The 21,834-nt window shown below is 56.9% G+C and carries 21 protein-coding genes; 6 read left to right on the top strand and 15 right to left on the bottom strand.

The genetic code is table 11. The features are described from left to right. Nucleotides 1-155: 155 nt before the first annotated feature. The 10 genes from rplI to RSQ48_RS05200 form a co-directional block, all read right to left on the bottom strand. On the bottom strand, nucleotides 156-611 hold the full coding sequence (gene rplI, locus RSQ48_RS05245; protein ID WP_003802443.1) for a 50S ribosomal protein L9: 456 nt from the start codon (nucleotides 609-611) through the stop codon (nucleotides 156-158). A gap of 18 nt (nucleotides 612-629) precedes the next feature. After that, nucleotides 630-902 (bottom strand): 30S ribosomal protein S18, encoded by a 273-nt coding sequence (rpsR, locus tag RSQ48_RS05240; RefSeq protein ID WP_003802444.1) that lies wholly within the window; start codon nucleotides 900-902, stop codon nucleotides 630-632. A gap of 89 nt (nucleotides 903-991) precedes the next feature. Further along, nucleotides 992-1,309, bottom strand: a complete 318-nt coding sequence (gene priB / locus RSQ48_RS05235; RefSeq protein ID WP_003802445.1) for a primosomal replication protein N — start codon at nucleotides 1,307-1,309, stop codon at nucleotides 992-994. A gap of 13 nt (nucleotides 1,310-1,322) precedes the next feature. Next, nucleotides 1,323-1,721 (bottom strand): 30S ribosomal protein S6, encoded by a 399-nt coding sequence (gene rpsF, locus RSQ48_RS05230; RefSeq protein WP_003802446.1) that lies wholly within the window; start codon nucleotides 1,719-1,721, stop codon nucleotides 1,323-1,325. A gap of 143 nt (nucleotides 1,722-1,864) precedes the next feature. After that, nucleotides 1,865-2,668: a GTP cyclohydrolase FolE2 gene (folE2, locus tag RSQ48_RS05225; RefSeq protein WP_003802447.1), complete on the bottom strand. Its 804-nt coding sequence runs from the start codon at nucleotides 2,666-2,668 to the stop codon at nucleotides 1,865-1,867. 149 nt (nucleotides 2,669-2,817) lie between these two features. After that, the gene (gene dxs / locus RSQ48_RS05220) at nucleotides 2,818-4,683 is read right to left on the bottom strand and encodes a 1-deoxy-D-xylulose-5-phosphate synthase (RefSeq protein ID WP_003802449.1); all 1,866 of its coding nucleotides are present in this window, start codon (nucleotides 4,681-4,683) and stop codon (nucleotides 2,818-2,820) included. A 115-nt stretch (nucleotides 4,684-4,798) separates the two neighbouring features. Continuing rightward, complete coding sequence (locus RSQ48_RS05215) at nucleotides 4,799-5,707, bottom strand: polyprenyl synthetase family protein (protein WP_003802450.1); 909 nt, start codon at nucleotides 5,705-5,707, stop codon at nucleotides 4,799-4,801. 1 nt (nucleotide 5,708) lies between these two features. Further along, on the bottom strand, nucleotides 5,709-5,975 hold the full coding sequence (locus RSQ48_RS05210; protein ID WP_003802451.1) for an exodeoxyribonuclease VII small subunit: 267 nt from the start codon (nucleotides 5,973-5,975) through the stop codon (nucleotides 5,709-5,711). A 558-nt stretch (nucleotides 5,976-6,533) separates the two neighbouring features. Next, the gene (locus tag RSQ48_RS05205; RefSeq protein WP_415302198.1) at nucleotides 6,534-7,385 is read right to left on the bottom strand and encodes a sulfurtransferase; all 852 of its coding nucleotides are present in this window, start codon (nucleotides 7,383-7,385) and stop codon (nucleotides 6,534-6,536) included. A 1-nt stretch (nucleotide 7,386) separates the two neighbouring features. Then, nucleotides 7,387-8,286 (bottom strand): DMT family transporter, encoded by a 900-nt coding sequence (locus RSQ48_RS05200; protein WP_051010444.1) that lies wholly within the window; start codon nucleotides 8,284-8,286, stop codon nucleotides 7,387-7,389. A 246-nt stretch (nucleotides 8,287-8,532) separates the two neighbouring features. Here RSQ48_RS05200 and htpX point away from each other — a divergent pair, with 246 nt between their 5' ends. Further along, nucleotides 8,533-9,414: a protease HtpX gene (gene htpX, locus RSQ48_RS05195; protein ID WP_131071405.1), complete on the top strand. Its 882-nt coding sequence runs from the start codon at nucleotides 8,533-8,535 to the stop codon at nucleotides 9,412-9,414. 184 nt (nucleotides 9,415-9,598) lie between these two features. Then, nucleotides 9,599-11,263, top strand: a complete 1,665-nt coding sequence (locus RSQ48_RS05190; RefSeq protein WP_059318791.1) for a Na/Pi cotransporter family protein — start codon at nucleotides 9,599-9,601, stop codon at nucleotides 11,261-11,263. Between the two features lie 165 nt (nucleotides 11,264-11,428). Here the strand turns inward: RSQ48_RS05190 and polA are convergent, their stop codons facing one another. Further along, nucleotides 11,429-14,146, bottom strand: a complete 2,718-nt coding sequence (gene polA / locus RSQ48_RS05185; RefSeq protein ID WP_415302197.1) for a DNA polymerase I — start codon at nucleotides 14,144-14,146, stop codon at nucleotides 11,429-11,431. On the opposite strand from polA, the gene RSQ48_RS05180 reads away from it, so the two are divergent. The 4 genes from RSQ48_RS05180 to hisM all read left to right on the top strand — a co-directional run bounded on the left by RSQ48_RS05180 (nucleotide 14,145) and on the right by hisM (nucleotide 17,114). Then, nucleotides 14,145-14,813, top strand: coding sequence for a TIGR00730 family Rossman fold protein (locus tag RSQ48_RS05180; RefSeq protein WP_003802458.1), 669 nt, complete (start codon nucleotides 14,145-14,147; stop codon nucleotides 14,811-14,813). The two genes, polA and RSQ48_RS05180, sit on opposite strands and share 2 nt — an antisense overlap. 102 nt (nucleotides 14,814-14,915) lie before the next feature. Continuing rightward, nucleotides 14,916-15,707 carry an ABC transporter substrate-binding protein gene (locus RSQ48_RS05175; RefSeq protein WP_240209067.1) on the top strand — a complete coding sequence of 264 codons (792 nt, stop codon included), beginning with the start codon at nucleotides 14,916-14,918 and terminating at the stop codon, nucleotides 15,705-15,707. Between the two features lie 16 nt (nucleotides 15,708-15,723). Then, nucleotides 15,724-16,413 (top strand): ABC transporter permease, encoded by a 690-nt coding sequence (locus RSQ48_RS05170; RefSeq protein WP_003802460.1) that lies wholly within the window; start codon nucleotides 15,724-15,726, stop codon nucleotides 16,411-16,413. Continuing rightward, entirely contained in the window at nucleotides 16,413-17,114 is a 702-nt protein-coding gene (gene hisM, locus RSQ48_RS05165) for a histidine ABC transporter permease HisM (RefSeq protein WP_003802461.1), read from the top strand. Before RSQ48_RS05170 ends, hisM begins: the two co-directional genes overlap by 1 nt. A gap of 108 nt (nucleotides 17,115-17,222) precedes the next feature. Here the strand turns inward: hisM and RSQ48_RS05160 are convergent, their stop codons facing one another. From RSQ48_RS05160 to truB, 4 genes are all read right to left on the bottom strand, one after another. After that, entirely contained in the window at nucleotides 17,223-17,681 is a 459-nt protein-coding gene (locus tag RSQ48_RS05160; protein WP_003802462.1) for a DUF1641 domain-containing protein, read from the bottom strand. Between the two features lie 14 nt (nucleotides 17,682-17,695). Beyond that, entirely contained in the window at nucleotides 17,696-18,886 is a 1,191-nt protein-coding gene (locus RSQ48_RS05155) for an FAD/NAD(P)-binding oxidoreductase (protein WP_415302196.1), read from the bottom strand. Between the two features lie 365 nt (nucleotides 18,887-19,251). Further along, the gene (gene typA / locus RSQ48_RS05150; RefSeq protein WP_003802464.1) at nucleotides 19,252-21,069 is read right to left on the bottom strand and encodes a translational GTPase TypA; all 1,818 of its coding nucleotides are present in this window, start codon (nucleotides 21,067-21,069) and stop codon (nucleotides 19,252-19,254) included. Between the two features lie 3 nt (nucleotides 21,070-21,072). Continuing rightward, nucleotides 21,073-21,825, bottom strand: a complete 753-nt coding sequence (gene truB / locus RSQ48_RS05145) for a tRNA pseudouridine(55) synthase TruB (RefSeq protein WP_003802465.1) — start codon at nucleotides 21,823-21,825, stop codon at nucleotides 21,073-21,075. Between the last annotated feature and the right edge of the window lie 9 nt (nucleotides 21,826-21,834).

Genomic DNA, 21,834 nt, shown 5'->3' with positions numbered 1-21,834 from the left:
CAACAGGACCGGATGCGGCAGTACAAACAGGCTCGGGCGCGATCGCATTGCCCGGGCAGGCTGGAGAGAAAACAAAAAAGCCGGCTTGCACCGGCTTTTTCTAGCTTGGCAGATACACTCCAAAGAAGAATGTACCATGCGTCAACGCACTAGTCTTAGGCGACGTCGCCTTGAACCACAACGTTGATTTCAGCGATCACGTCAGGGTGCAGAGCAACCTGGACAGGGTACTCGCCCACAGCTTTCAGGTGACCGTCGATCAAACGAACCTGGGTCTTGACCAGATCTTCAAAGCCTGCTGCTTTCAGTGCATTGGCGATGTCCATGGTGGTCACGGAACCAAACAGACGACCATCCACACCGGCTTTCTGAACCAGCGTGAACGTCTGACCGTTCAGCTTTTCGTTCTGAGCCTGAGCAGCGGCCAGCTTTTCAGCCTGCAGCTTTTCCAGTTCGGCACGACGTGCTTCGAACTCTTGCAAAGCAGCAGCCGTTGCACGGCGAGCAACTTTACGTGGCAGCAGGAAGTTACGGGCGTAACCATCACGTACGCGCACGACATCACCCAGATTACCCAGGTTGGCGACTTTTTCGAGCAAAATAACTTGCATGACTAAGGTTCCTCTGGATTATTTGTGGTTGTCGGTGTACGGCAACAGAGCCAGGAAACGAGCGCGCTTGACGGCGGTGTCCAGCTGACGCTGGTAGTGAGCTTTGGTGCCCGTCAAACGTGCAGGGATGATCTTGCCATTTTCCTGGATGAAATCACGCAGGGTGTCCAGATCTTTGTAATCAATTTCTTCAACGCCAGCGACGGTGAAGCGGCAGAATTTGCGGCGCTTGAACAGTGGGTTCTGTTGTGCAAATTTGCGTTTTTTGTCTTTGCCTCTACGGAAAGCCATTTTGTGCCTCGTTAGTAACCGGGCTATACCCGGGAGAATTCAGTGTGAAGCGAGGTGTTGAACACTTCGCGACGATCGAGCCAGACCAGTCAGACCGTAACAGAGCCTTGTCCCGGAAAGTGACGCTGATACTGCTGTACATGCAGCACCAGACGCGTCGAACCTTTACGGGCCGGGGCTATAAAACCTTGTAGCTGCAAATGGGCTCCCAAAGGAGTGTCTGCCAGACCCAAGGCGTTATTGCCTAATGCCACTACCTGCATCGTCAATGCGATTTGCCGGGAGTGACCGGCTTCCATTACGGAAGATTCGTGTTCCAGGACCAATTCCAGAGCAGGGACACCAGCCGGCGTATAACGCAAAGGCTTGATGTCGATAAGCTGGCCGGCAAGAGAGAACTGGTTCACGCAGTCGGAGCTATTACTCTTCAGCTTGAGCTTCAGCGTCAGCCGCTGCAGGAGCGCTGGCTTCGGTGCTTGCTTTACGTGCTTCTTCGCGTTCGACGGACTTCATCATGACCGAAGCGCCTTCAGGGGCTTTCTTCGTGCCAGCGACGAGGTAACGCAAGATGGCGTCGTTGTAGCGGAAGGAATGCTCCAGCTCGTCCAAGGTGGACTGACCGCATTCGATGTTCAGGCACACGTAGTGAGCCTTGACCAGTTTCTGGATGGGGTAAGCCAGTTGACGGCGGCCCCAGTCTTCCAGACGATGAATAGCACCGCCTTCGGAAGTAACAATCGCCGAATAGCGCTCGATCATGGCGGGCACTTGCTCGCTTTGATCGGGATGCACAATGAACACTACTTCGTAGTGACGCATGGAACAACTCCTTGTGGATATCGCCTACTACCCGCTGCTAAAACAGTCAGGCACCAAGCGCGACAGCCCGCCCATTCAATCCGGGTCGAGCAAGAAACCATAGATACTAGCACCAAAAAAGCCTGGCTGACAAGCCAAAAGCCTTAGCCCTGCACGCTTGCGTAGGCAGAGTGATTATGAATCGACTCGAAATTCTCGGCTTCGATGCTATAACGCAACACTCCGGGCAGACTGCGCACGCTGACAGCCACATCCCGAACCAGATCTTCGACAAATTTGGGATTGTCGTAGGCGTACTCGGTCACGTATTTTTCATCAGTGCGCTTTAACAGGCCCCAAAGCTGACACGAAGCCTGCTCCTCCACCGACCGGATCAAGGCGGGCAGATCCAGAGCGTCCGGATGGGAAAAAACGGCTTGCACGGTCACATGCGAGCGCTGATTATGCGCACCGTATTCGGAAATTGCTTTCGAGCAGGGGCACAGACTGGTCACGGGAACCAGCACGGACAGCTCGAACTCGGGCTGGTCATCCACGCCAACACGTGCCGTCCAGCTGACGGTGTAATCCATCAGGCTGGCCACTCCCGAGACAGGCGCGACTTTTTCAAGAAATACGGGAAAAGTCGCTGTCATATCGCCACGACCGGCGTTCAGCAAAGGCAGCATGGCCTGGGCCATCTGTACAAAACCGGCTGGGGTCAGGGCTTGACGGCGATACTCTTCCAGCAAGGCCACAAAGCGCGACATATGGGTGCCTTTTTCTTCCGGCGGCAAAGCCACCGTCAACTCCCATTGCGCCACGGTGGGCACAGCCTGCCCCTGCAGATCCAGCATCATCGGATGCCGCACCCCGCGCACACCCACGCGCTGAATTGCAACACGGCGTGTATCCATGCTGCTTTGCACATCTGGCATGGCCAAGGGCGATTCCGACACTGTATTCATATCCATCAGCTTCAGCGACGGCAGAGCCGCCACTGTAAATAAAAAGAATAATTGATGATTATCTTACGCTTATCGCAAGCGAGCTTCGATAACCTTAACAAGAACGCGCATATTGGGGTATTTAAACCCTAAACTGTGCAGAAATTGCCTCATTCCTCGAACAGACTTGAGAAACGCGCACGAATGGAGCGTTCAATGCCAACCGCATCCAGACCCAAATCCTGAGCAATTTTCTTTTGGTCGCCGTGATCGATGAACTCGTCGGGGTAAGCCAGCTGCAAAACGGGCATGACCAGCGCTTCACGGCTGATAAATTCCAGCACGGCACTGCCTGCGCCACCCATCAGACAACCCTCTTCCACTGTGACAAAAGCCTGATGGCTTTGCGCCAGCTCTTGCAGCAGGGCCTCGTCCATGGGTTTGACAAAACGCATATCCACCACGGTGGCATCCAGTGCCTCGGCCGCTTTCAGGGCTTCGTGCAACACTGGGCCAAAAGCCAGAATCGCCAGATTTTTGCCCTGACGACGCAAATTCGCCTTGCCCAGCGGCACGGTGTTGAGTTCCTGACTGACCGGCGCCCCAATGCCGGCACCCCGCGGATAACGCACCGAGCTGGGCCCGGGATGCTGGTAGCAACAGGTCAACAGCAAGCGAGTTTCATTTTCATCCGACGGCGTGGCAACGACCATGTTCGGAATGCAACGCAAAAAAGCGATGTCGTAATTGCCCGCGTGGGTCGCCCCGTCGGCCCCCACGATTCCGGCACGATCCAACGCAAAGGTCACGTCCAGATTCTGCAAGGCCACATCGTGAATCAACTGATCGTAGCCACGCTGCAGAAAGGTCGAATAAATAGCCACAACGGGTTTTTGCCCCTCACAGGCCAAGCCGGCCGCAAAGGTGACAGCGTGCTGCTCGGCAATGCCCACATCGAAATACCGGCGTGGAAACTGCTGCTCGAACTCCACCATCCCACTGCCCTCACGCATGGCGGGGGTGATACCGTACAAGCGTTGGTCGTGTCTGGCCATGTCACACAGCCACTGACCAAAAATCTGGGTAAAGGTCGGACGCGGCTTGGTGGCAGGTTTGACCAAACCCACGGAGGGATCAAATTTGCCAGGGCCGTGATAGAGCACAGGGTCAGCCTCTGCCAGCTTGTAGCCCTGCCCTTTGCGGGTGACGACGTGCAAAAACTGCAAGCCGCCCAGATCGCGCAGATTGCTCAGGGTAGAGACCAAGGCATCCAGATCATGGCCGTCGATCGGACCGACATAATTGAAACCCAGCTCTTCAAATAAGGTAGCGGGCGTCAGAATCCCCTTGGCATGGCCTTCAAACTTGCGCGCCAGATCCAGTACGGGCGGTACATGCTGCAAAACAGCACGACCTACATTCTTGGCAGCGGCATAGAAACGGCCCGACATCAGGCGCGCCAAATAGTGATTCAGGGCACCCACGGGTGGCGAGATCGACATGTCGTTGTCGTTCAGGATCACCAGCACATTCACATCGGGAGTCACGCCTGCATTGTTCAGGGCCTCGAAGGCCATACCGGCCGTCATGGCTCCATCGCCGATCACGGCGATATGCTGACGTTCGATACCGGCATTGCGCGAGGCCACGGCCATACCCAGCACCGCCGAGATGGAGGTGGAGGAATGCGCGGTGCCAAAATCGTCGTATTCGGACTCGGAGCGCTTGGGAAAGCCCGAAATACCATCTTGCTGACGCAAGCCGGCCATTTGTTCGCGCCGGCCAGTCAGAATCTTGTGCGGATAGGACTGATGACCCACATCCCACACGATACGGTCGTGCGGCGTCTCAAACACATAGTGCAAGGCCGTGGTCAATTCAACCGTGCCCAGATTGGACGACAAGTGCCCACCGGTTTTGGATACAGACTGCAGAACAAACTCGCGCAACTGACGGGCCAGCTCGGGAAGATCGCGTTGATCAAGCTGGCGCAAGTCGGCGGGAGAGTGGATCTGCTCTAGGGAAACGGTTGTCATACTAAAAGACGTCTATCCGGGCAAATAAGTGAAACGACTGTCCAAGAACAATCGCCAATCGGCTATTGTAAAACGCTTCGCGGCCTGTGCCAAAGTCACACAGACCGGCAACGGTCTAATGATCGCGGCCCACGATGTAATCGGCCAGTTGCGTCAGGCGTGTCGCGGCAGGCCCCAAAGGTCGCAACGCCAGTTGGGCCTGCTCATTGAGCGCCCCCAGCAACTCTCGCGATCCTTCCATACCCAGAATGGACACATAGGTGGGCTTGTTATCAGCGGCATCCTTGCCCGCCGTCTTGCCCAAGGTCTCCGTATCCGCGGTGACATCCAAAATGTCGTCCACAACCTGAAAAGCCAGACCCACAGCCTGGGCATATTCCTCCAGGCCATTGCGCACGGTAGACGAGGCGCCTGCCACAATACCGCCCAGCAATACACTGGCCTGCAGCATGGCACCGGTCTTCATGCTGTGCATTTCCTGCAGTTGATCGCGATCCAGGGCAATACCCACACTATCGCAGTCAATGGCCTGACCGCCCGCCATACCGGCACTGCCCGCAGCCTGAGCCAACTGGGTGATCGCCTGCACGATGAGAGCGGGCGCAATTGGCATTTGCGCCAACAGCTCGAAGGCCAAGGGCTGCAAAGCATCGCCAGCCAGCATGGCGCAGGCTTCGTCAAACTGCACATGCGTGGTCGGACGGCCGCGACGCAGCTTGTCATCGTCCATGCAAGGCAAATCATCGTGTACCAAAGAGTAGGCGTGAATCAGCTCCACGGCTGCAGCCGCCAACTCCAGAGCTTTTTGTTGCGCAGCGGCCATCGGCTTGCCTTGCAAGGCAGCCTCACCGGCAGCATACACCAGGGCGGCACGCACACGCTTGCCCCCCCCGAGCACGGAATAACGCATGGCCTCGTGCAAACGAGCAGGCTCCTGACTGACTGGGGGCAAGGACTGATCCAGTACATGTTCAGTTTGCTCAACCCGAGCCTGAAGCCAATCAGAAAAACTGGTAGAACTCATCTTAACTATCTCCAACGGCCTCATCCCCGGACAGGGGACGCAACAGATTGCCTTGCAATACGCTGACCTGTTCTTGGGCAAGGTCCAGCTTGCGTTGACACAATTGGGCTAACTCCACGCCCTGCTCGTACGCCTGCAAGGCTTGCTCCAGTGGCAACGCCCCACTTTCCATACGAGCGACCAGCGCCTCCAGTTGCGCCAGAGCGGACTCGAAATCCTGCTGGGCTGGCGCCTGGGCGCTTTGATTATCATCGCGAGATTTAACCATAATTATTCCTGATCAATGAGGGCGGTCCGGACAAGCCGACACCCAATTGGAAGTGGCATTGTACGGGAGCTGGCGCGGGAGGGAAGTCTACAATCCGGATAGAGAGCCGGTACAAAAAAGAAAAATGCCCCCCACGCTGCGCCTGCGGCTTGCTGCCCCCCCAAGGGGGGCGCTTTTTACCTTGGGGCGGCCCGGCGGTAAAAACATGCCCCCCACGCCGCGCCTGCGGCTTGCAACTCCCCAAGGGGACTCTTTTACCTTGGAGAGGTCCGGCGGTAAAACATGCCTCCACGCTGCATCTGCGGCTTGCGGCCACCAGAGGGGAAACTTTTACCTTGGGGCGACCCGGCGGTAAAACGTGCCTCCACGCTGCATCTGCGGCTTGCGGCCCCCAAAGGGGAAACTTTTACCGTGGGGCGACCTGGCAGTAAAACATACTCCATACTGCACCAGCGGCTTGCAGCTCCCCACGGGGACTCTTTTACCTTGAGGAGGCCCGGCGGTAAAAAGGCCGCCCGTGGGCGGCCTTTTCAATTCTGCCAGGGTGGCAGGGCAAGCCTAACTGCGCGCTACGGGGCGGCTCGCATCACTCACCCATTCACTCCAGGAGCCCGGATAAAGACCGGAACCCGTCAGGCCTGCCAACTCCATCGCAAAAAGATTGTGACAAGCGGTAATACCTGAACCACACTGATGTACGACCTGATGGGCAGGAGTGGCACCCAGCAAATCCTGAAACTCCTGACGTAACTGCGCTGCCGGCTTGAAACGCCCCTGTTCATCCAGATTATTCAGATGGGAACGATTCAAGGCGTCGGGGATATGGCCGGCCACGGGGTCCATCGGCTCCACATCTCCCCGATAACGCTCCGCAGCGCGCGCATCCAGTACCGTGAAAACAGGCGTCGTCAGGTTTTTGAGCACTTCCTGAGTGCTGACCGTAGGCATGGCAGCGTGCTCAGGCAGGCTTACCGTGCCAGTGGACTGAACCGGCGTGGCGGCCCCTTGCTGCTCGGCTCCCCCCACCTGTTGCCAGGCTTGCCAGCCGCCGTTCAAAATAGCGACCCGGGAGTGCCCCAACCAGCGCAGCATCCACCACATATGGCTGGCAAACAGCGCCCCCTGGGCGTCATACACCACCACCTGCGTGTCATCGCTCAACCCTTTTCCCTGCAAAAGCTGGACCAGCTCCTGACGGCTGGGCAAAGGATGGCGGCCATTGAAACCCGTCTTGGGCGCGGCCAGATCCAATTCATGATCCAGAAAAACTGCCCCGGGAATATGTCCTTGCTCATAAGCGCGCCGCCCGGCCTGATGATCGGCCAGATCATGGCGTACGTCCAGAATCAACCACAGCGGATTGTTCAGCTCGGCCTGGACCTGCTCGGCGCTAACCAGAAATTCAAACACCTCATGCCTCCTTGACAGAAGCCTGCTCCTGCGCCGCGGCCTGACCTCGCAAGATACGATCCTCGCTGTAGGTACGCCAGGCCGACAACAGGCCAGACCCAATAATCAATCCCATGCCCGCCCATGCCAGCCAGTCGGGCACATCGCCCCAGAACGCTATGCCAATCAGGGCAGCAAAAATAATGGTGGTGTATTGCAGGGCCGCGGTCAACAAGGCCGAGCCCAGCCCGAATGCCCGTGTCATGGTCAACTGCCCGAACAAGCCCGACAGGCCCACGCCCAGCAAAGCCAGCCAGGCGCGCCAGCTCAGCTCCCGCCAACCTTCCCACAGCAGGCCAAGCAGGCTGGAACAGACGACAAAACAGGAAAACAGAAGCACCGTGCGCCATTCGGGTTCGCCAGAACGCCCCAAAGCCCGCACCTGCATCATGGCGACGGCGCTTAGCGCGCCGGCACACAGGCCCAGCATGGCCGCCCACCACTGGTCGGGAGTAATACTGGGGCGCAGTACGCCGATCACCCCCATGAAACCCAGCAGCACCGCGATCAGACGCACAGGATCGCGCTGGGTACCGCCCCAGGCGAGCATCCAGCAGGCAATAAACAGGGGAGCAGTGTAGTTAAGGCTAACCGCCGTGGATAAAGGCAGATTGGCCAGGGCCAGAAAGCCCAGCCACATGGAGCTGACCCCCGACACATTACGTCGGATATGCAGCTTCCAGCTTTGCGGGGCCAGCCTCAAACCGCGACTCTTGGCCCAGAACACCAATAGCAGAACCGACGGTACACCCCGGAACAAAACGATTTGTGCCATCGAGGCCCCCGCATCGGCGGACACTTTGACGCAGGCCCCCATAATGGCAAACATGGCGCAGGCTACCAGCATCCACAATGACTGCATGTGATCAGACCAGATTCAGTGATAAGGGAAAGCCATTACTATACTCCCCACCTTGTAAAAGTGGTCCGCCAACCCCATATCCAGACCACTTACACAACAGCAGGCAAGACAGCCAACGAAACTATCTTGTCCAAAAGCTGACTAAAAGCTGACTATTTTATTTTCACGCCTGGAATCAAGGCTAAAATTCGCGCAGATCGTGTACTCACGGTCACGCTTTTTTCTGTCACACCGGAATCCGCATTCATGAAACGAATTGTCCTTTTCTTAATAACCAACTTGGCCGTCATGCTGGTGCTCAGCGCCTCCATGAATATTTTGGGTGTGGGACGTTACCTGAACGCGCAGGGTCTGGACCTGACGCAACTGTTGATCTTCTCGGCCCTGGTCGGTTTTACCGGCGCCATCATTTCCCTGCTGATGAGCAAGTGGATGGCCAAGCAAAGCGTGAACGCCCGCGTCATCGACCCGAACGCCCCTGCCAACGCCGAAGAGGCCTGGCTGGTCGACACCGTGCATCAGTTGGCTGACCGTGCCGGTATTGGCCGCCCGGAAGTAGCCATTTACGAAGGCGAACCCAATGCCTTTGCCACCGGTGCGTTCAAGAATGATGCGCTGGTCGCCGTGTCCACCGGTTTGCTGCGCGGCATGACCGAAGAAGAAGTCATGGCCGTGCTGGGCCACGAGGTCGCTCACATCGCCAATGGCGATATGGTGACCCTGACCTTGATCCAGGGTGTGGTGAACACCTTCGTGATCTTCCTGGCCCGTCTGGCCGGCTACTTTGTGGACCGCGTGCTGCTGCGTAATGATCGCGATGTGGGCATGGGTTACTACGCCTCGGTTTTTGTGTTTGAGCTGATTTTTGGCGTACTGGCCTCCATCATCGTGGCCTGGTTCTCACGGCAACGGGAATACCGCGCCGATGCCGGCTCTGCCCAACTGCTCGGTTCGCGCCAGCCCATGATTCACGCCCTGGCCCGTCTGGGTGGCATGGCGCCGGGCGAGCTGCCCAAGAACTTTGAAGCTGCAGGTATTTCGGGCGGTCGCTCCATCAGCGCCATCTTCGCCTCGCACCCGCCGATTGCCGCACGCATCCAGGCACTGCAAAGCGCCCAGTCCGTGTAAGCACCCCGGCACTCAAGCCAGACAAAACGCTCCGCAAGCCTAGGTGCTTTCGGAGCGTTTTTTGCAGGCTTTCTGCCTGCCTGCCCGTCGTCATCCGCCTGCGCGCCAGCCCTCTACCAAGCGAATCGGTGTGTCCGTAATCTGGGACTCACGCTTGTAAGAGGCGCTGGGCTATTATTTAGCCATGAAAGAAATCTTCGCACTTCTCGATTTCGGGGGTTATATCGCTTTGCTCCTGTGGGGTATCCACATGGTGCAAAGCGGGGTTCAGCGCGCATTCGGTGCCGAGCTGGGCATCTGGATGGGCCACGCACTGGGACGGCCACGACGCGCGTTCTTTGCCGGCGCCGCGATTACCGCAGCCATTCAGAGCAGTACCGCCACTGGCTTGATGATTACCAGCTTTGCCGCTACCGGGATGGTCGCCCTGGTGCCAGCCCTGGCCGCCATGCTGGGCGCCAATGTGGGCACGACGCTGATCGTGCAATTGCTGTCCTTCAAGATGACCGCGCTGGCCCCTGCCCTGATTCTTCTGGGTGTTTGGCTGTTCCGCTCGCAAGAGCCGGGACGACGCCGTGATCTGGGACGGGTCTTTATCGGCCTGGGCCTGCTGTTGCTGTCTTTGCATGAACTGGTGGGACTTTTCTCGCCCATTCAGGATGCTCCCTTGCTGCAGACCATCCTGGAAGCCCTGGCCGGCAGCCCCATGACCGGCATGTTGCTGGCCGCCCTGCTGACCTGGGCCGCTCACTCCAGCGTTGCCATCGTGGTGTTGATCATTTCCCTGGCCAGCCACCAGCATATGGACCCGCAGCTGACCTACGCCCTGGTCCTGGGTGCCAATGTGGGCACTGCCATCAACCCGATTCTGGAAGGCGCCGGCAGCACCAAAGACCCCGCCAACAAACGTCTGCCGATTGGCAACCTGGGCACCCGGCTGTTCGGCTGTCTGATAGGCATGATTCTGCTGCCCTGGATTCCCGATCTGATGAGCTGGTTCACCCATGACCCGGCCCGCGCCGTTGCCAACTTCCATACCTTCTTCAATCTGGCAGTGGCCGCCTTGTTCCTGCCTTTGCTCAAACCCTATTCGCGCTTGCTGAGTCGCTATCTGCCCCGCCGCACAGACCCGGACGATCCCGGCCTGCCCTTATACCTCGATCAGTCGGCGCTGGAAGTCCCTGCCGTGGCCCTGGGCAATGCAGCTAGGGAAGCCCTGCGCCTGTCCGACATGCTGCAGGAAATCCTGGATACGGCACGCCAGAACATGCTTAACAACAGCACCCACAGCATTAACCACGCACGCTATATCAGCAATGCCGTCAATCGCCTGGAGCCTTTGATTACCACGTATCTGGCCCGCCTGGACCAGGAGAATCTGAACAAGAAAGATACCCGCCGCCTTAACGATATTCTGACTTTCTCGACCAATATCTCGCATGCCGCCACCATCAGCGTGAACGGCTTGCTCAGCCATACCGCCAAGTTGCGCAAACAGGGCTGGATATTGCAAGCGGAAGAACAGACGGAAATTGGCAAGGTCATGGACAGGCTGATTCGCAATCAGCGTCAGGCAGCCGCGCTGTTTGTGGCCGAAGACGTCAAAACCGCCCGCTTCCTGGCTTTTGAGAAAGATTTTTTCCGCGAACTGGAAGTGGCCGCCGCCGACCGCCATATTCGCAAGATCAAAGCCGGCCAACTGGATTCGGCCGAGCAAGGCTCCCTGTATCTGGAAATCTTGCGCGACGTGCGCACAATCAACTCGTATCTGGTCAGTGCCGCCGCCTATCCCATTTTGGCCAAGCACGATGAGTTGCTTCCCAATCGGGTGCGCTCCAACGACGACTGAACGCTCCAGTCCTTCGGTGACCAGGAACAAGGTGCCAGACAAGCGCAAAATAGCCTCGTGAGCACACAAAAGGGCGACCTGTTTCCAGGTCGCCCTTTTTACTGGCCTCAACCTTGCACAGGCAGGCGCGCCAACCCGCCTGCCCTGGCCTTAAGGCGTGCGCGTTTAGTGGGCCTGCTCCCAGTTGTCGCCCACCCCTACCTCCGCCACCAGTGGAATATCCAGCTTGGCCACATTGCACATCAGCCCCGGCAGATGCTCACGCAAGGTGTCCAACTCGTCTTCGGGCACATCAAACACCAGTTCGTCGTGCACCTGCATCACCATTTGTGTACGCAGCTTATTGTCTTCCAGCCAGCGTTGCACCGCGACCATCGCCATCTTGATCAGATCAGCCGAGGTGCCTTGCATGGGCGCGTTAATGGCAGCACGCTCTGCGCCCGCCATGCGAGGCCCTTTTGCTCCCTTTAACTCGGGCAGCCACAAGCGTCGGCCAAACACAGTTTCCACATAACCCTGCTCGTGAGCCTGGGCCTTGATACGAGTCATGTAGCTGGCCACACCCGGATAACGCGCAAAGTAGCGGTCGATGTAAGCGCGAGCGGCATCACGGGTGATGCCCAGATTGCTGGCCAGACCAAATTCCCCCATGCCGTAAATCAAGCCAAAATTGATGGCCTTGGCGGCACGACGCTGATCGGAACTGACGTCCTGGGTCTGAATACCGAAAATCTCGGCGGCCGTGGCAGTGTGTACATCACCGCCCTGCTCGAACACCTGCTGCAAATTGGCGTCCCCTGAAACATGAGCCATCACGCGCAACTCAATCTGGGAATAGTCAGCAGACACCACCTTGCCCAACTCGGAGACAAACGCAGCCCGGACACGACGACCCTCTGCCGTACGTACAGGAATATTTTGCAGATTCGGATCCGAGGAGGCCAGACGCCCTGTAATAACAGCGGCCTGTGAATAACGCGTATGCACCCGCCCGCTGTCCGGATTCACCATTTTGGGCAATTTGTCGGTATACGTGGACTTGAGTTTGGCCAAGCCCCGGTACTCCAGCAACACCTGGGGCAAGGGGTAGTCCTGGGCCAGACGGGTCAATACATCCTCATCGGTGGACGGCGCGCCGCTGGCCGTTTTACGCACGACGGGAATACCCAGCTTGCCAAACAGGATCTCACCGACTTGCTTGGGTGAATTCATATTAAAGGGCTGATCAGCCAGCTCGTAGGCCTTGTTCTCCAGCTCCAGCATTTTCTGCCCCAGCTCGTGACTTTGACGCGCCAGGGTGGACACATCGATTTTGACGCCGTTGCGCTCCACGATGGTCAGCACTTCCGAGGCCTGCACCTCCAGCCGATAAATGCGCTCCAGCCCTGCCTCCTGGGCGAGCTGAGGACGCAGACACTGATGCAGTCGCAAGGTGTAATCTGCATCTTCGCAGGCATAGTGGGAAGCCACTGAGATCTCGACTTCGTCAAAGCCAATCTGCTTGGCGCCCTTGCCGCAAATGTCCTCATACGAGGTGCCTTTCAGCCCCAACCATTGGAGGGCCAGCTCGTCCATGCTGACGCGCTTGTGCGACTGCAGGACATAGGCTTGCAACATGGTGTCGTCCTGAATACCGCGCAAATGGACCTTCTCATTGAGCAGGACGTGAGTATCGTATTTGGCGTTGTGCAAGACCTTGGCCGCCTGCGCATTCTCCAGCCAGGGCCGCAAGGTCTGCAATACATAGTCTTTGTCCAGTTGCTCCAGGTCCAGCGAACCCCGGTGTGCGACGGGAACATAGAAAGCCTGGCCTGCCTTGACTGAGACCGACAGACCCACCAGTCGCGCCATCAAGGGGTCCAGGGAAGTAGTTTCGGTATCCAGTGCCACCAGTTGCGCCTTTTCAAGCAGGCTTAACAAGGAACTCAATTGCTCCTTGGTGGTGACGGTCTGGTAATCCAGCTCCGTCGGCGCCTGCGGCGTTTGCGCTTCGACGCGGCTGTCCTGTACAGGCACACGATCCGGGTCCTGGGTCAACTCGCGCAGCCAGGTCCGAAAACCATAAGTCTCGTAAATGTCCTGCAAAGTGGCCTTGTCACGCGGTTCCGGTTCCAGAGCTTCGAAATCCCCCGTAAAACCAGGTACCTCGCAATCGAGCTTGACGGTCACCAGTTGGCGCGTCATTTCAAAGTTGGCACTGAAGTCGCGCAGGTTCTGCCCCGCCACACCTTTGATTTTGTCGGCGTGACGCAACAGTTCGTCCAGACTGCCGTACTCCCCCAGCCATTTGGCGGCGGTCTTGGGGCCTACTTTGGGAACACCGGGGACATTATCCGAGGTGTCGCCAATCAACATCAAATAGTCGACGATCTGATCGGGACGCACCCCATACTTGCTGATCACCCCGTCAACATCCAGCTTCTCGTTACTCATGGTGTTGACCAGCCGGACATGCTCATTGACCAACTGGGCCAGGTCCTTGTCCCCGGTCGAGACCACCGTCTCAATGCCGTTTTCAGCGGCCAGGCGAGACAGCGTGCCGATGATGTCGTCAGCCTCTACGCCGGACTGGCAAATCAGATGCCAGCCCATGGCCCGCACGGCTCTGTGAAGCGGTTCTATTTGCACCGCCATGTCATCGGGCATGGAAGGCCGGTTTGCCTTGTATTGATCGTACAGATCGTCCCGGAAGGTGCGGCCCTTGGCATCAAACACGCATACCATATAGTCCGCCTGATAATCCTGCAGCAGGCGACGAAGCATATTGATGACCCCGTACAAAGCGCCTGTAGGCTGGCCTTGCGCGTTTCGCAGATCGGGCATCGCATGGTACGCTCGATACAGATAGCTGGAACCATCAACGAGCAACAAGGTTTTTTTCATGTCTAACAATAAAATCGTCCGTTTACCGGCCTCTGAGCAGATTCCTACCATCATGAAGGAACTGCAAACTGCGGTCGATACATTAAAAGAAATGGGTGCTGGCGTCAGTGTTTTTGGCAGCGCACGCATCAAACCCGGTCATCCTTACTACGAACTGGCCCAGGAGCTGGGCCGTCGTCTGGCCGAAGCGGGCGTCACCCTGATTGCAGGCGGCGGCCCCGGGCTGATGGAAGCCGCCAACAAAGGCGCGTACGAAGCAGGCGGGCAAAGTGTTGGCCTGAATATACGCTTGCCTCACGAAACGACCAACAATCCCTACCAGACGCACAGTTTGCAATTCGAGTATTTCTACTCGCGCAAAGCCACCTTTTTCATGCATAGCTGGGCCTACATTGCCCTGCCCGGCGGTTTCGGCACACTGGATGAGCTGTTTGAAGTCATGACGCTGGTCCAAACCGGCAAAGTCCCACCTGCACCCATTGTACTGATCGGCACTTCCTTTTGGTCCGGCCTGATCGAATGGATTGGTGACCAATTGATGGAGTTGGGCCTGATTGGCCCCAAAGACCTGAATTTGCTGGTCCTGACCGATGATCTGGACGAGGTTATGGGCTACATCAACCAGTGCTGCGTGCTGCCTAGGGCGGAACCCGCATTGCCCCAGTAAGGCGTCCGGGTTAAATTTGCAGTCTTTCTTCGGCCCTCCATCAGCAGGGCCGAATTTGTATTGAATGCCACAAGCTAGTCGATATTTGCCGGAGTCCTTCACATGAACAAAATCCTTGCCCGCCTTTTGATGGTGGCTTTTTGCACCGCCTTGGCGCCCGTTGCCCATGCTGACGGGCCATCCGAAATCCGTTTTGCCACTGAAGCAGGCTACCCCCCCTTCGAATACCTGGATCCCAGCGGCCAATTGCAGGGGTTTGACATCGATATCGGCAACGAGATCTGTAAACGCTTGCAAGCCAAGTGCGTGTGGATCGATCAGTCCTTTGACAGCCTGATCCCCGGACTGCAGGCCCGCAAATTCGATCTGGCCAACTCCACCATGACGGCCACCGAAGCGCGGGCCAAGGTCATCGACTTTAGCGAACCCATGTACATCGTGCCGGTTCGCCTGGCCGCCCGCAAGGGCAGCGGCCTGGAGCCCACCGCCGAATCACTGAAAGGTAAACGTGTGGGCGTGCAGCAAGGGACCACCATGGAAACGTATGCGCGCCAGAACTGGGCCAATAACGGCGTCACCATTGTGGCCTACCCCAGCTACACCGACGCCTTCAATGACCTGGCCGGTGGCCGCGTTGACGCCACCTTCCAGGAAGCCCAGAACGCCATCGAAGGCTTTTTGAGCAAACCGGCCGGCGCCGACTTTGAACTGACCGGCAGTACCGTCGATGACAGCCCTATTTTGAACGAACCGATTGCCATGGGCATTCGCAAAGGCAACAAAAAACTCAAGAAAACCGTTGATGAAGTTCTGCGCGAAATGAAAGCCGATGGCACCATGCAGGCCTTTGCCGACAAATACTTCCAAAAAGACAACATTCGCATTGCGCCCTGACCTGGATATCTGAACCATGCTGCTTTACGGTTATGGGCCGCAGTTGCTGGCGGGCACCTGGGAAACCATCAAGCTGGCGGTACTCTCGCTGCTGGTTTCCCTGCTGCTTGGCCTGGTGGCTGCCCTGATGAAACTGTCCCGCACCTCGCTGCTAAGAGGGCTGGGCGGTTTGTACACCACCCTGATCCGGGGTGTCCCGGATCTGGTGCTTTTGATGTTGTTCTTTTTCAGCCTGCAAATCTGGCTGAACGAGCTGACCGACTGGCTGGAATGGGACATGATCGAGATCGATCCCTTCGGCGCTGGTGTGGTCACTCTGGGCTTTATTTATGGTGCCTATTTTGCCGAGACCTTCCGGGGCGCCCTGATGGCCATCCCCAAAGGCCAGATGGAAGCTGGCAAAGCCTGTGGCTGGAGCGCCTGGCAAATATTGCACCGCATCCAGATCCCTCAAATGATGCGCTACGCTCTGCCCGGACTGGGCAACAACTGGCAGATTCTGCTTAAATCCACTGCCCTGGTATCGCTGATCGGCCTGAGCGACGTGGTCAAGATTGCCCAGAATGCCGGCAACGCCACGTTCAACTCTTTCTTGTTTGTGGGCCTGACCGCCCTGATCTATCTGGGCCTGACCGCAGTCAGCAACATCGGGCTGAGCTACCTGGAGCGACGCTATAACATCGGCGTAAAAGGAGCGCAGTTCTAATGGATGTCCTGAACGAATTCTGGCGCGCCTACCTTTATCAAAGCAACGGGCAGCTCTCGGGCCTGGCCATGACGCTGTGGCTGTTGGTGATCTCGGTCACCATCGGTTTTTTCCTGTCGATCTTCATGGCCATTGGCCGGGTGTCGGGCAAAGCCTGGCTGTCGCGTCCCATCGGCGCCTTCACCTACTTTTTCCGGGGTACGCCGCTGTACGTACAGATCCTGCTGATCTATACCGCCATGTACAAGCTGGCCATCGTCAAATCCGTGCCGGCACTGGAAGCTTTTTTCATGAGCGGCTTCAATTGCATGATTCTGGCCCTGACCCTCAATACTGTCGGCTACACCACCGAGATTTTTGCGGGGGCCATCCGCTCCATGCCGCCCGGTGAGATCGAGTCCGCCCGTGCCTATGGCATGTCGGGCTGGACACTATACCGCCGGGTGATTTTGCCGCAAGCCTTGCGCCGCGTTCTGCCTGCCTACAGCAACGAGGTTGTCTTGATGCTGCACGCCACCTCGCTGGCCTTTACCGCCACGGTTCCTGACCTGCTCAAGATCGCGCGCGACGCCAATGCCGCCACGTACCAGACTTTTACCTCCTATGGGATCGCCGCCCTGATTTACCTGTGCGTGTCCTTCATTCTGGTCGGTATTTTCCGGATTGTGGAAAAGCGCCAAATGGCGTTTTTGAATCACTGACCGCTGAGGTGCTGAGGTGCTGACGTGCTGACGTGCTGACGTGCTGAGCAAAAAAAATGGGCCGCTTGCAAAAGCGGCCCATTTTTCTTTAACGATACAGCTATCGCATCAGTCCCCCGTGTGATCCAGATTCTGATAACGCATCTGGCGTCCCATCACACCGGCCATCATCAGAAAGAAAGTCAGACCACGACGCACTTCCGGCTCCTTGGCCAGGCGTATAAGCCCCATCAGGGTCGGTGTGGTCTCCGTAGCCCGCACCTGGTCCGAAGCCATACGTGCCGCATTTCCAACCGACCAGGCGGCTCCTATGCCCTCTTCAAAGCCCTTCATGAGCTTTTCAAGCATGTAGTCGTCCGTCATATCCACCAGATCGGCCAGCAGGGACACCGCATCCACTACCCGATTCAGGCGACCACCGGCCAGCAATGGCTCGATCTTGCCGATCAGTTCGTCCAGGCCCTTGATGCCAGGGTCTTCTCCCAGCAAACTTTCCAGGGCTGTTGGTTTTTTCTGAGCCGCACCCGCATCTTCGGGGTTCGAGGATTTATCCGATACCGAATTCATCTGTCTCTCCTGACTTAAACCAAGCCACGGGCCACAGCCCAGTAAATACCCCGATTAAAGCCCTTGCGTAACAGCCCCCCCAACTTGGTGGGCGGGGTAGGATGCACATCCTCCTTATAGTCGTACCAGAGCGGCATGCCGCCCTCCAGCCCCATTTGAGCGACCGCCACCACCCGTCCGTCGTATTCGTCACTGGTACGCCCAAAACGCAGCTCCGAGGCCAGATTGTTGACCACCACGGGTGACTGATTATGGCAAGAGCCGCCGGCTTTGCTGATAGGCAGGTCCACCGTGTCACCCAGCACATAGACATTGTCCAGTCCCAGCACCTTCAGGGTTTGATGATCGGTAGGCACCCAGCCTTCATCATCAGCGGCTTGCGAGATCCCTGAATCCCGCACGGCTGCCACAGCGGTAATCGGCGGCGTGGCCATCAAGAGGTCAAATGGCTCCTGCCCGCCTTCCTCGGAATAGGCAATCTTGCGTTCAGGGTCCACCCGGCTCAAGGTGAAGCCCCGTTGATGTTTGATATCCCTATCTTCAAAAATGGGCGGCAAGACCTGACACACCTCGTTCTGCATGAACAGGCAGTTACGCAGAAGCTGGGAGGTGGTGGGGTACGTGTAGGCAATCTCCACCTTGTCGCGCACCCCGCGACGGCGCAGGTAGTCGTCCAGCATCAACGTGGTTTCCACCGGTGCAATTCCGCACTGATGGGGGACGTTATGAGTTTTAGGGAACGTTACTGTGACCAGCACACGGCCTTTTTCCAGCTTGCTCAGGCGCTCAGCCAGTTGGCGTGCGGGGGCATGCTGATAGAAGTGGTCTCCTCCCTCTTTCAAACCTTCTATTTTTTCCGGAGCCGGTACGCAACCCGTCGACAGCACGAGATAGTCGTAATCTACTTTCTTGCCGCTGGCGCAGTGCAGACGGCTGGCCGCAAAATCAAAACCACTGACTTCTTCCAGCTGAAAATCAATTTCAGGACGTAAAAGGGAGAGTTGCGGTCGTCGCAATTCATCCCGAAAAAAAGCATCAAACGCCACATACATGAAAGCGGGCTTGTAATAATGCCAGGGAGAATTGGACAAGAGGGTAATACGAACTTTGCCCGTGCGAATTTCCGGATAGAGCTTGGTCACCAGATGATTGGCGGTCATCGTACCGCCAATTCCACCACCGACAATCACGATATGCTGCACCATCAGTCTTCTCCTAAAAAAAAGAGGTAAAGCCAAACGTTGCCGCCTGTGCTCAACAAACCTAGTGAAAACAAGTAGCTGCACAGTCATAAATGAGACTGGGCAACGCCAACCTGGTAATCCACCCAAGCAATTCGTATCAAAGAGAGATTAAGCGAGCATTAAAAAAACTACCCCTTTTGTAGGTACTGCTTCACTCCTATGGGTAACGCCTTAGCCATTCATGTTTAAAAAAATCAAGCCGGAGTGTCTAAATGAGCACTCCAGCTTCTTAATACTTTTGGAAATAGGCTTGGACTCAAGCACGATAGGATAAAAAAAACGCCTGCATCAAGCAGGCGTTTTCTCGTATCGCTAAACCCGAAAGATTAACTTTCGCGTTGGCTGCGACGGCGCTCGTGTTCCTTAAGGTAACGTTTGCGCAGACGAATCGACTTAGGCGTCACTTCGACCAGCTCATCATCATCCAGGAAGTCCACCGCATACTCCAGGGTCAGGCGAATAGGTGGAACCAGATCAATATGCTCGTCCTTGCCGGAAGCTCGCACGTTGGTCAGCTTCTTTTCCTTGATGGGGTTGACCACCAAATCGTTGTCACGGCTGTGAATACCGATGATCATGCCCTCGTAGAGCGCATCACCCGGCGACACAAACATGCGACCACGATCTTGCAGCTTCCACAAAGCGTAGGCTACGGCGTCCCCATCATCCTGGCTGATGAGCACACCATTACGGCGCTCGCCAACCGTACCTTCACGCATCGGACGGAACTCATCAAAGGTATGGCTCATCAAACCGGTACCGCGTGTCAGCGTCATGAACTCGCCCTGAAAGCCAATCAGGCCACGAGCGGGAATCCGGTATTCCAGACGGGTACGGCCACGGCCATCGGCAACCATATCCTGCAAGTCACCACGACGTCGACCCAGCTCTTCCATCACGCCGCCTTGGTGGCCGTCTTCGACGTCCACCGTCAGTTGCTCGTAGGGCTCCATCTTGACACCGTTCTCTTCACGGATCAGCACGCGAGGACGTGACACGGCCATTTCATAGCCTTCACGACGCATGTTCTCGATCAGAATGGTCAGGTGCAACTCGCCACGACCGCATACCTCAAACACGGTATCGTCGTCGGTTTCATTCACGCGCAGAGCCACGTTGGACTTCAGCTCTCGGTCCAGACGATCACGCAATTGACGGCTGGTCACAAACTTGCCTTCACGACCGGCCAAGGGCGAGGTATTCACCATGAAGTTCATGGTCAGTGTAGGCTCGTCAATGCGCAGCAAGGGCAAGGCTTCCGGATGGGCGGGGTCCGTGACGGTGCAACCAATGCCCAGCTCTTCAATACCGTTGATCAGAACGATGTCGCCTGCTTCAGCCTCGTCCACCGAGACACGCTCCAGACCCTTGAACTTCAGAACCTGGTTGATACGGCCCTTGATGACTTCGCCATCAGGACCAAATTTCACAACGACATCCTGAGCAGCGCGGACACGACCCCGGTTTACACGGCCGACACCAATCTTGCCCACGTAGGAGCTGTAGTCCAGGGAACAGATTTGCAACTGCAAAGGAGCGTTGACATCATCTTCACGCTGAGGAACGTGCTGCAAGATTGCATCGAACAAAGGACGCATATCGCCTTCGCGCACATCTTCGGTCAAACCGGCGTAGCCCGACAGGCCCGATGCGTAAATGATGGGAAAGTCCAGTTGTTCGTCAGTCGCGCCCAGTTTGTCGAACAAATCAAAAGTCGCGTTGATCGCGTAGTCTGGACGAGCGCCAGGACGATCCACCTTGTTGACCACCACAATTGGACGCAAACCCAATTCCAGCGCCTTGCGGGTCACAAAACGGGTTTGGGGCATCGGGCCCTCGACCGCGTCCACCAACAGCAACACGCCATCGACCATGGACAACACACGCTCGACCTCGCCGCCAAAGTCAGCGTGACCGGGGGTGTCAATAATGTTGATGTGAGTGCCTTCGTACTCAACGGCACAGTTCTTGGCCAGAATCGTAATGCCGCGTTCTTTCTCGATATCGCCCGAGTCCATGACACGTTCGGAGATATGTTCGTTGTCACGGAACGTACCTGCCTGTCTCAACAATTGATCGACCAAGGTGGTCTTACCATGGTCAACGTGGGCAATAATGGCCACATTGCGCAATGCGCGTCTCATAACTCATCCTTCTGATTGAAGTTTTTTGGGCAAAATCTCGGTAGGCAAGCTCTCGATGGCCAGCAAGGCCGACATCGGGTCTTCCATCGCCTGCAACCCGTCCAGGGTGTAGGCATCGTCGATATGAAAAGGTCCTAATTCTGTCCGGCGCAAGGCCGTCAGATGGGCAAAACACCCCAGAGCACGTCCGATATCTTGCGCCAGGGTCCGGATATAGGTTCCCTTGCTGCAACGTACAAACAAACGTGCCGACAGCGGCGTAAAGTCTTGCACCTGCAAATCGTGAATCACGAGATGTCGTGCCTCACGTTCCAGCTCTATACCCTGACGGGCATATTCATACAGGGGCTTGCCATCGCGCTTGAGCGCGGAATACATGGGTGGCACCTGCGTAATGGGTCCTCGAAAGGCAGGCAATACTGCCTCCAGCGCCTCGAGGGTGACGCCGGCAAACTCTGCCGGAGCCTGGGACACCACATTGCCGGTCAAGTCACCTGAGTCGGTTTCTTGTCCAAACTGCAAGGTAGCTTCATAGGCTTTGTCTGCTTCCAGCATCGTGGCGGAAATTTTGGTAGCCCGGCCAAAACAGCAAACCAGCAGGCCCGTTGCAAACGGGTCCAGGGTTCCAGTATGGCCAGCTTTGCGGGCATCCAGAGTGCGGCGGGCACGCTGCAAAGCGTGGTTGCTGGACATCCCGTCGGACTTGTCCAGCAGCAGCACACCATCAATCAACTGCCCGCGTTTTCGCGTAGCCATTGTGTGTCA

It is taken from the genome of Alcaligenes sp. SJTW-7 (assembly GCF_047716895.1).
Classification (GTDB): domain Bacteria; phylum Pseudomonadota; class Gammaproteobacteria; order Burkholderiales; family Burkholderiaceae_B; genus Alcaligenes; species Alcaligenes ammonioxydans.
The sequence above is the reverse complement of the archived record's forward strand: the minus strand, read 5'-3'. Positions and strand labels throughout refer to the sequence as shown.